This window comes from Polaromonas sp. P1_E3, from assembly GCF_056405935.1.
This window is the reverse complement of sequence record NZ_JBFUBD010000111.1, coordinates 1-8,722: the sequence shown is the minus strand read 5'-3', so window position 1 is coordinate 8,722 and position 8,722 is coordinate 1. Positions and strand designations below refer to the sequence as shown.

Annotated in this window: 7 protein-coding genes and 1 pseudogene; 7 read left to right on the top strand and 1 reads right to left on the bottom strand. The window is 57.2% G+C overall.

Annotated elements, in window-relative coordinates:
- The first annotated feature begins 168 nt into the window (after positions 1-168).
- The 7 genes from AC1D0Z_RS12740 to AC1D0Z_RS12710 are packed head-to-tail and all read left to right on the top strand — an operon-like array spanning position 169 to position 8,462.
- The gene (locus tag AC1D0Z_RS12740; RefSeq protein WP_477658609.1) at positions 169-1,530 is read left to right on the top strand and encodes a glutamate-1-semialdehyde 2,1-aminomutase; all 1,362 of its coding nucleotides are present in this window, start codon (positions 169-171) and stop codon (positions 1,528-1,530) included.
- Between the two features lie 8 nt (positions 1,531-1,538).
- Positions 1,539-2,327, top strand: coding sequence for an SDR family oxidoreductase (locus AC1D0Z_RS12735; RefSeq protein WP_477658608.1), 789 nt, complete (start codon positions 1,539-1,541; stop codon positions 2,325-2,327).
- Positions 2,321-3,367, top strand: coding sequence for an N-acetylneuraminate synthase family protein (locus AC1D0Z_RS12730; RefSeq protein WP_477658607.1), 1,047 nt, complete (start codon positions 2,321-2,323; stop codon positions 3,365-3,367). The genes AC1D0Z_RS12735 and AC1D0Z_RS12730 overlap by 7 nt, the downstream gene beginning before the upstream one ends.
- Positions 3,368-3,372: 5 nt before the next feature.
- Positions 3,373-4,509, top strand: a complete 1,137-nt coding sequence (neuC, locus tag AC1D0Z_RS12725; protein ID WP_477658606.1) for a UDP-N-acetylglucosamine 2-epimerase — start codon at positions 3,373-3,375, stop codon at positions 4,507-4,509.
- A gap of 20 nt (positions 4,510-4,529) precedes the next feature.
- On the top strand, positions 4,530-5,165 hold the full coding sequence (locus tag AC1D0Z_RS12720; RefSeq protein ID WP_477658605.1) for a NeuD/PglB/VioB family sugar acetyltransferase: 636 nt from the start codon (positions 4,530-4,532) through the stop codon (positions 5,163-5,165).
- Complete coding sequence (locus AC1D0Z_RS12715; protein ID WP_477658604.1) at positions 5,162-6,667, top strand: aminotransferase class I/II-fold pyridoxal phosphate-dependent enzyme; 1,506 nt, start codon at positions 5,162-5,164, stop codon at positions 6,665-6,667. Before AC1D0Z_RS12720 ends, AC1D0Z_RS12715 begins: the two co-directional genes overlap by 4 nt.
- The gene (locus AC1D0Z_RS12710) at positions 6,654-8,462 is read left to right on the top strand and encodes a polysaccharide biosynthesis protein (protein WP_477658603.1); all 1,809 of its coding nucleotides are present in this window, start codon (positions 6,654-6,656) and stop codon (positions 8,460-8,462) included. The genes AC1D0Z_RS12715 and AC1D0Z_RS12710 overlap by 14 nt, the downstream gene beginning before the upstream one ends.
- Positions 8,463-8,475: 13 nt before the next feature.
- On the opposite strand, the pseudogene AC1D0Z_RS12705 reads toward AC1D0Z_RS12710, so the two are convergent.
- Positions 8,476-8,722, bottom strand: a pseudogene (locus AC1D0Z_RS12705) (LON peptidase substrate-binding domain-containing protein); the annotation flags it as partial.

Sequence of the window (8,722 nt, the reverse complement as noted above, 5' to 3'; positions counted from 1 at the left end):
CTTTTATCCGCCGCGGCTGCTCGGCTACGAAGTGCAGCGTTGGCAGAATTACGAAGTCGATGACGAGTTTGACTTTGCCTGTGTCGAAGCGGTCATTGCCCACTTTCAGGGGAATCTCCCCTGAATACCGGTTCTGAAATCAATAGTGCGTTATCGACAGGAAATTCCATGAATCAAAGTTACAGAGAGCGCCTGCATAAAGTGATTCCGGGTGGCGCCCATACATATTCCCGAGGGGACGATCAATACCCGGCTAACGCCCCTGAAATTCTGGTTAGCGGCCAAGGCGCTTATGTCGAAGCTGCCGATGGACGAAGGCTCCTTGATTACGGGATGGGATTGCGTGCCGTGACATTAGGCTACGCCGATGAACGCGTCAATCGTGCTGCTGCCCGCGGCATGTCGCTGGGCGTCAACCTGACCCGCGCTTCCGTGCTCGAACTGGAGGCCGCTGAGCGGCTGGTTGCGTTAGTTGACGGGGCGGACATGGTGAAGTTCGCCAAAAACGGTTCGAATGTTACGACGGCTGCTGCAAAGGTAGCTCGGGCTTACACGGGCAGGCAGTACATCTGCGTGCCGCGCCAGCATCCGTTTTTTTCGTTTGATGACTGGTTTATCGGAGCGACCCAGCTTAAGCGCGGCATTCCGCCGATTCATCATCAGACCACGCTGCTCTTCGACTACAACGATATTGCGAGCCTGCAAGCATTGTTTGATGCGCATCCGGGCGAGATCGCCGGAGTGATGCTGGAACCCGCCACCACGGTCGGCCCATGTCCTCAATGTGCTGCGGCCAACCGCATGGCGCCTCCAGACGGCCAGCGTTGTCCTGGCCACGCAGACAATTTCCTGCTGCAGGTGCAGGCGTTGTGCAGGCGCGACGGCGCATTGTTTATTCTCGATGAAATGATCACCGGGTTTCGCTGGCACCTGAAGGGTGCACAGTATTTGTTTGGCGTGACCCCTGACCTTACGACTTTCGGTAAAGGAATGGCCAATGGTTTTGCGATGGCTGCACTGGTGGGGCGGCGTGAAGTCATGGAGGTGGGAGGGATCAACCGTCCAGGCCAGGAGCGCACCTTTTTGATTTCAACGACTCACGGTGGCGAGATGTCGAGTCTCGCCGCGTTTATGGAAACCGTCAGCATCTATGAGGAGTTGCCGGTCGTTGAGCATCTTTGGAGTTTTGGGCAAAAACTGATTGATGGGTTTGAAGCGCTTGCGCGCGAGGCGGGCATCGATCATTCATTTCAGATGCAGGGCAATGCGATTTCGATGAACTACCTGACGCTTGACGCACTCGGCCGGTCAGATCTCGCGTTGCGCACGTTGTTTTCGCAGGAAATGATACGCGGCGGTGTGCTGATGCCATGGATTGCGCCCAGCTACGCGCATAACCAGGCAGATCTGGACCGGACCATGCAGGCGGCGCGTACGGCATTCAAGATATACGCGCAGGCGCTTGAGCGGGGCACTGAGGGACTACTGATCGGCGAGCCCATCAAGCCCGTGTTCCGGCAATACAACTAGGCGGCCTTATGAGCGATCCATTCAGGCTTGACGGAAAAATTGTCGTCGTGACGGGCGCGGCGGGCATCATAGGGCGGAAGGTCAGCGCGGCCTTTCTTGAGGCTGGTGCGCGTGTCTTCGCACTCGACCGTGACGCCGATCTTCTTGAAAAGGTCCTCGGCCCGGCGCACGACGCCCTGTTGACCTGTGCGACAGACATCGCGCGGCGGGATGATGTCAGACGGGCGTTCGAGTTGTTGTGCAAGGAATGGGGCATTCCGGACGTGCTGCTTAACAATGCCGCGACCAAAAGTGAAAACTTTTTCGAGCCGTTTGAAACTTTTCCGGTGGACGAATGGAATGAGGTGATGTCGGTGAATCTGACGGGTGCGATGCTTTGCGCGCAGGTGTTTGGCGGCGCGATGGCGCAGCGTGGTGGTGGGAGCATCGTCAATACCTTGTCAATCTATGGCATCGTCGCGCCCGATCAGCGCATCTATGAAGGCTCCGAATACCTTGGGCAGGCAATTAACACACCCGCAATCTATGCCGCAAGCAAGGCTGGTCTTTGGGGGTTGACAAAGTATCTTGCCGCCTACTGGGGGGCGCGCGGCGTGCGGGTGAATGCCGTTACGCCCGGCGGTGTATTTAGTGGGCAAAACGACATTTTTGTCGAAAATTATTCGCGCCGTACTCCGTTGGGACGCATGGGCGATGCGGATGACATGGTCAATGCAATGCGTTATCTCAGCAGTGATGCTGCAAAATACGTGACCGGCCATAACCTGGTTGTGGATGGAGGTTGGACCGCATGGTAGTTGACGTTGAGCAGACGCCGGTTTTTCTGATTGCCGAGGCTGGCGTCAACCACAATGGCGACCTGGCAATGGCTCTGCGTCTATGCGATGCCGCCAAAGCTGCGGGTGCCGACGCCGTCAAGTTTCAGACTTTCCGCGCCGAAGACCTGGTCATTCGCGGCGCTCCGACGGCTGAGTACCAGGAGCRCCAAACGGGTGCTCAAGACCAGTTCGCAATGCTTGAGAAGCTGGAGTTGTCCGACGCTCAGCACCGGGAGATCAAGATCCATTGCGATACCATCGGTATCGAATTTTTCTCTACACCGTTTTCCATTGTGGCCGTTGACATGCTGGTTGGCCTCGGTGTCAGGCGGCTCAAACTGTCGTCAGGCGAACTGACGCATCGCGCCCTGGTTGAGCATGCTGCAGCTACCGGATTGCCGCTCATCATTTCCACCGGCATGGCGACAATGGCGGAAATCCGCGAAGCGCTCGATTGGGTTGGCGCCATTCGCGGCAACCTGCACGGCACCGTAGTGTTGCATTGCACTTCGGCTTACCCGGCACCCGATAGCAGCTTGAATCTCAGGGCCTTGGCAAGCATGGCCCGCGATCTCGGGGTTGCCACGGGCTACTCGGACCATAGCATGGGAATCGAGGCCTCCCTCGCTGCGGTGGCGATCGGAGCCACCGTGATCGAAAAGCACATAACCCTCGACTGCACGCTTCCTGGGCCTGATCACAGCGCTTCACTCGAACCTGGAGAATTCCTCCGCTTGGCACAGGGCATTCGACGGATTAGTGCGATGCTGGGCGATGGGGTTAAACAGCCGCTCCCCGAGGAGATTGATACCGCGCGTGTTGCCCGTCGCAGCGTGGTTGCTGCTGTTGACATAGCTGCCGGGGAAACTATCCTTGCTTCCATGCTGGGATGCCGCCGACCGGCGACTGGCATCGCACCGCGGGACTTGCAGCGTGTCGTTGGCCGCTGCGCGCTCGTCGCAATTTCCGCGGGTTCGGTCATTCAATGGAATCAGCTCACCGGCTCCGGTGGCAATTGAGTGTCATGGACCAGTCGCGGCGGAAGATCATCTATCTGAGTGGAACGCGAGCCGACTTTGGTTTGATGCGAAGTGCACTGGTCGAAACCGCTCGGCGTGCAGATCTTGCCGTGATCATCACAGGTATGCATCTCGATGCCCGTTACGGCAATACCGCTGACGATATTCGCGATGCCGGCCTGCGCATCTGCGGCGAAATTCCCGTCGATGTTTCAACACGCACGCCGCAAAGCATGTCTGTCGGCATCGCCGACTGCCTCAGGGGGTTGAGCATTTTGCTTGATAGTGAGCGCCCCGACCTGCTCGTTGTGCTTGGGGATCGCGGCGAGATGCTGGCCGGCGCAATTGCTGCCTTGCATCTGGGTATCGTCTGTGTGCATATCCATGGTGGCGAGCGCTCCGGTACTGTCGATGAACCGGTAAGGCATGCAATCAGCAAATTGGCTACCTACCATCTCGYTGCGACAGAGGAGTCACGGGACAGACTTGTACGTATGGGCGAACTGCAGCAGCGCATTCGTGTAACCGGCGCCCCTGGTCTGGATGATTTGAGCCGGGACGCAGATATCTCACCCGAAACCTGCCGGCAAAGCCTTGKCCTGCCGTCCGACCGGCCCTTTGTTCTGGCTGTTTTTCATCCGGTGGTGCAGCAAGCGGGGGACGCTTATGCGCAAGCTGTCGCGCTATTGCGCGCGCTGCAACAGACTGGACTGCCGGTGGTTTGGTCAGAACCCAATGCCGACGCCGGATCCGGCGACATTCTGAAGGCGCTGGACGAAGTGGCTCTGCCTATGGGATCTCGTCGCTTCAGTCACCTGAAGCGTAATTTATTCTGCGCGGCCATGAAATATTGCGCTGTAATGGTCGGAAACTCGTCAGCGGGCATTATTGAATCCGCTTCTTTTGGCACGCCGGTAATTAATATTGGTGATCGTCAAAGACTTCGGGAAAGAAACACCAATGTGCAGGATGTCCCCGTCGATGCTGCTGCTATCGCCGCCGCCATTGACAACGCTTTGACCCATGGGAAATGGCCATGTGACAATAGGTACGGTGATGGTCTGTCCGCCCCGCGTATTGCGGGCCATCTCGTCGGTCTTTCTTTGGAGCGCTCAGTGCTTGAAAAGATCAATTCCTATTGAGTGAACAATAGCGCATCACGATGAATCCCCCGTCGGCTACAAAACCCCTATCGCTAGTTGTTTTCGGTGCAGGTGGCCACGGCCGGGTGGTGGCCGATGCAGCATTGCGCGGAAAATGCTGGACGGACATCGTGGCCTCGGATCGCGATCCGCAGCGTTGCCATGGTGAACTTTTGCCTGGTATAAATCTGCTCGGCATGCAGGAGTTGGCGGCGTTGCCGTATTCCGTCCACATCGCGATTGGCAACAACCTATGGCGCGAACGCGAGGCCGCGTCATGGGGTTACTCGCGGCTTGTTTCGCTGATTCATCCGGGAGCTCAGGTTTCTCCTTTCAGTGCTATTGGCGAAGGATGTTTTGTAGCGGCATGTGCGGTAATAGCCCCGAGCGCTAGAGTTGGCATATGTGTTATTGCCAACCATGGCGCTGTGGTCGATCACGATGTCCTGGTGGGGGACTTTTCCCACATTGCACCCAATGCGATTTTGGGGGGCGGGGTGAAGGTCGGGAAACGTGTGTTGATCGGCTCCGGCGCTGTTGTATTGCCAGGTATTGCAATCGCGGATGACGTTACTGTCGGTGCTGGCGCCGTTGTCCGGACCGGCCTCGTGGAAGCGGGTGTTTATGCAGGTGTCCCGGCAAGGAGAATCAAATGAACCCAGCCATGCTGGCGGCGTTAACCGTAACGCCAGGTTTTACTTTGCGCGATGCGTTGCTTCGTATGGAGCAGACTGGGCGCGGCATCCTGCTCGTGCTGGACGGGAAAGGTGCGCTAGCAAGAACGCTGACCGATGGCGATTTAAGAAGGGCCATTCTTAGCAATGCCGGGGATACATTGCCCGTCGGCGCATTGCCGGAAACCTCGCCGATTACAGTTGGCGAGGATGCAAACGCGGCAGCGGTGCTTCAGCTAATGGATCAGTACCAGATTGATCACGTGCCGGTGCTGGACGCTGCGGGAAAGTTGCTGGATGTGATATTTCGCCGTGAGCTGTCGCAGCGTGTCTGGCTTTCGTCGCCACATCTCGGTGAGGAAGAAACTCTGTTTGTGGAGGATGCGTTCAAGACTAACTGGATAGCTCCACTGGGGCCTCACGTGGACGGCTTCGAGACGGAGATGGCAAGCCATGTTGGTGTTGGACATGCCGCTGCGGTCAGTTCCGGAACCGCCGCCATTCATCTCGGGTTAATTTTGCTTGGCGTGAAGCCCGGCGATACGGTCTTTTGTTCCTCCCTGACCTTTGTTGGGAGTTGTAACCCGATTCTTTATTGCGGAGCGAAGCCCGTATTTATCGACTCCGAACCTGAGAGCTGGAATATGTCGCCGGCTGCGCTTGAGCGCGCTTTCGACTGGGCCCGGCGCGAGGGCCGAATGCCGTCCTGCGTCATCCTGGTTAATTTGTATGGCCAAAGCGCGGATATGGACGCGCTTCTTCCCATTTGCGAGCGTTATGGTGTCCCTGTACTTGAAGACGCTGCTGAGTCACTGGGTGCGCATTACAAGGGTAAAAGCAGCGGCGCCTTTGGAAAAATTGCTGTTTATTCGTTCAACGGAAACAAGATCATCACTACTTCGGGAGGAGGGATGCTGGTGGCTGATGATCCCGACCTTATCGCAAGAGCGCGAAAGCTCTCGACGCAGGCACGCGAGCCGGCTCCTCATTACCAGCACACCGAAGTCGGATTTAACTACCGCATGAGCAATGTTTTGGCTGGAATTGGACGGGGGCAACTGCGGGTACTGGAACAGCGTGTTGAGCAGCGCCGGCGCGTTTTCGAGCGATATGTCGAAGCAATGGCGGATTTTCATGAGATGCAGTGGATGCCGGAACCGAAGGGTTGCCGTTCCACCCGTTGGTTGACTTGTTTCTCATTACCTGGGGCAGATGGTGAAGAGAGGAGCCGCCAGGTGATGAAGGCGCTTGAGAGGCATTTGATTGAGGCGAGGCCGGTCTGGAAACCCATGCACTTGCAGCCGCTCTTTGAAGGTGCTCCTTATTTTTCGCATGCATCCGGCGTTGATATTTCTGCAAGCCTCTTTCGGACGGGAATTTGTTTGCCCTCGGGCTCCAATCTCGGAGCGGCCCAGCAGGACCGTGTGATCGATCACCTGCAGCATGTCCTGCTCATGATGGAAGGCCGCCATGCGCTTGCGTAAAGAGACTGTTCCGCTTTGGACCGCAGATCTCCTGCTGATTTGTTTGGGCTGGTGGGCCGCATTTTGGTTGCGGTTTAATTTCGACATTCCTGAGGAGTTTCAAACGCTCGCCCTTCAGAGCATGCCATGGGCGTTGGCCGGGTCTTCCGCGGGGTTGGTCATCGCGCGCGTTGACCGGCAAATCTGGAAGTACATTGGCTTGCCCGAATTGCGGCAACTGGTTTGGGGTGTTTTTCTCGGCGGATTGCTGGCCGCTGCCGCGGTGCTGATGATTCGTTATCCGAACTTTCCACGATCTGTACTTCTGCTGCATCCACTGGTTGCACTGATACTGCTTGGTGGCGCCCGCGCTGCCTGGCGAACATTTGTTGAGCATGGAGGCCCATCGGATGAATCCCGGGCCCTGTTGATCGTCGGGTCGCTGCATGACGCTGCAGATGCCCTGCGTGCTATCAAGGGATCCAGGCAATGGCATTGCGTGGGCATCGCATCTTCCCTGGAGTCCGAGCAAGGGCGATATCTTCATCAAATACCGGTATTGGGATTCCCGGTAGCAATCGCCGGCATGGCTGCGTCTACGGGCGCGTCAACTGCCCTCATTGCCAGCCCACCGGGTTCCCGCGAGCGCCGCGAGGTTCTCATGCAGTCCAGCCCACCCGGGCTGACGCTACTGACCATGCCCAGACCTGATGAATGGTTGCAGTCCGAAAGTGCAAGCCCGAGAAAAATCGAGCTGGAGGATTTATTGGGCAGGCAAGCGGTGGAGCTGGATACGCGAGGGCTTGCGGAGCTTTTTTCAGGGCAGACTGTGCTGGTGTCGGGAGCAGGGGGGTCTATCGGGTCGGAGCTTTGCCGCCAGATTGCCCGATTGGGCGTGGCCAGGCTGGTTTGTGTGGATGCCTCCGAGATTGCCATTTACAAACTCGAGCAAGAGTTGAGGGAAGCGCATCCGCAGATGCAGGGGCTTTATTACACCGCCAACGTGCGGGAGCATGCGCGCTTGCAGGCTATTGCAATGCAATACAAGCCTTCGGTGTTTTTTCACGCTGCAGCATACAAACACGTTCCGTTGATGGAGTTGAATAAMGAAATCGAAGCGGTCCGGACCAATATCCTCGGAACCATTCATGCTGCTAAAGTCGCCGGCGAATGCGGTGCCCTGAGGTTCGTGTTGATTTCCACGGACAAGGCAGTAAACCCCACCAATATCATGGGCGCTACCAAACGCATGACAGAACTCGTGGTCCAGAGCGTCGCGCGCGAGTATGCCGAGACCCAGTTCGTTTCGGTGCGGTTTGGAAATGTTCTGGGCTCCAGCGGTTCTGTGGTTCCCCTGTTCACTGAGCAAATTGCGCGGGGCGGCCCGATCACGGTGACGCATCCTGATATCGTGCGCTATTTCATGACGATTCCCGAGGCTGCCAAATTAGTACTGCAGGCTGGGCTAATGGGGCGCAGCGGCCAGATTTACGTGCTCGACATGGGTGAGCCTGTAAAGATCGTGGATCTGGCCCGGATGATGATTCGTCTTTCAGGGAAATCCGAACACGAAATTTCCATCGCCTTTACCGGCTTGCGACCCGGCGAGAAGCTGTTTGAAGAGTTGATGGCCGATGATGAAACCACGGAACCAACCCCCCATCCCAAGCTCCGTGTGGCGAAATCATCGGGCCATCAGGTTGTTGCCATTGACGAGGTAACCGCCTGGATATCCGCTGTCGGTGCCGCACCTTCCGGGGAAACGGTGAAGGCCTGGTTAACCAGCTATGTCCCGGAATACAAATCCGGGATTTGACAGCGGCTCTTACTTACATTGAAATTCCTGTCCGCTCCAGGATGTCGCTGACCAGCTCCAGCCGCATCAGTGGATTGTCCAGTTGCATCAGGCGTTGCTTTAATTCAAGCGGCATTGGCAGCAGTTCGCACCAGCGGTTGGACACCCAGCCGCAATCGTCTAGCCGGTAGGGTGCTTGCAGTGGCATCTGCGCCTGCGGGATATCTCGCACCTGCAGGCTTTTGATTAACCGCCCCAGCGAGTCGGCAGTGCCTTGCAGG

Excerpts from the sequence above, each read along its gene's own strand:
- AC1D0Z_RS12715 (WP_477658604.1), top strand. The coding sequence starts at position 5,162 with ATGAACCCAGCCATGCTGGCGGCGTTAACCGTAACGCCAGGTTTTACT.
- AC1D0Z_RS12720 (WP_477658605.1), top strand. The coding sequence starts at position 4,530 with ATGAATCCCCCGTCGGCTACAAAACCCCTATCGCTAGTTGTTTTCGGT.
- AC1D0Z_RS12740 (WP_477658609.1), top strand. The coding sequence starts at position 169 with ATGAATCAAAGTTACAGAGAGCGCCTGCATAAAGTGATTCCGGGTGGC.
- AC1D0Z_RS12735 (WP_477658608.1), top strand. The coding sequence starts at position 1,539 with ATGAGCGATCCATTCAGGCTTGACGGAAAAATTGTCGTCGTGACGGGC.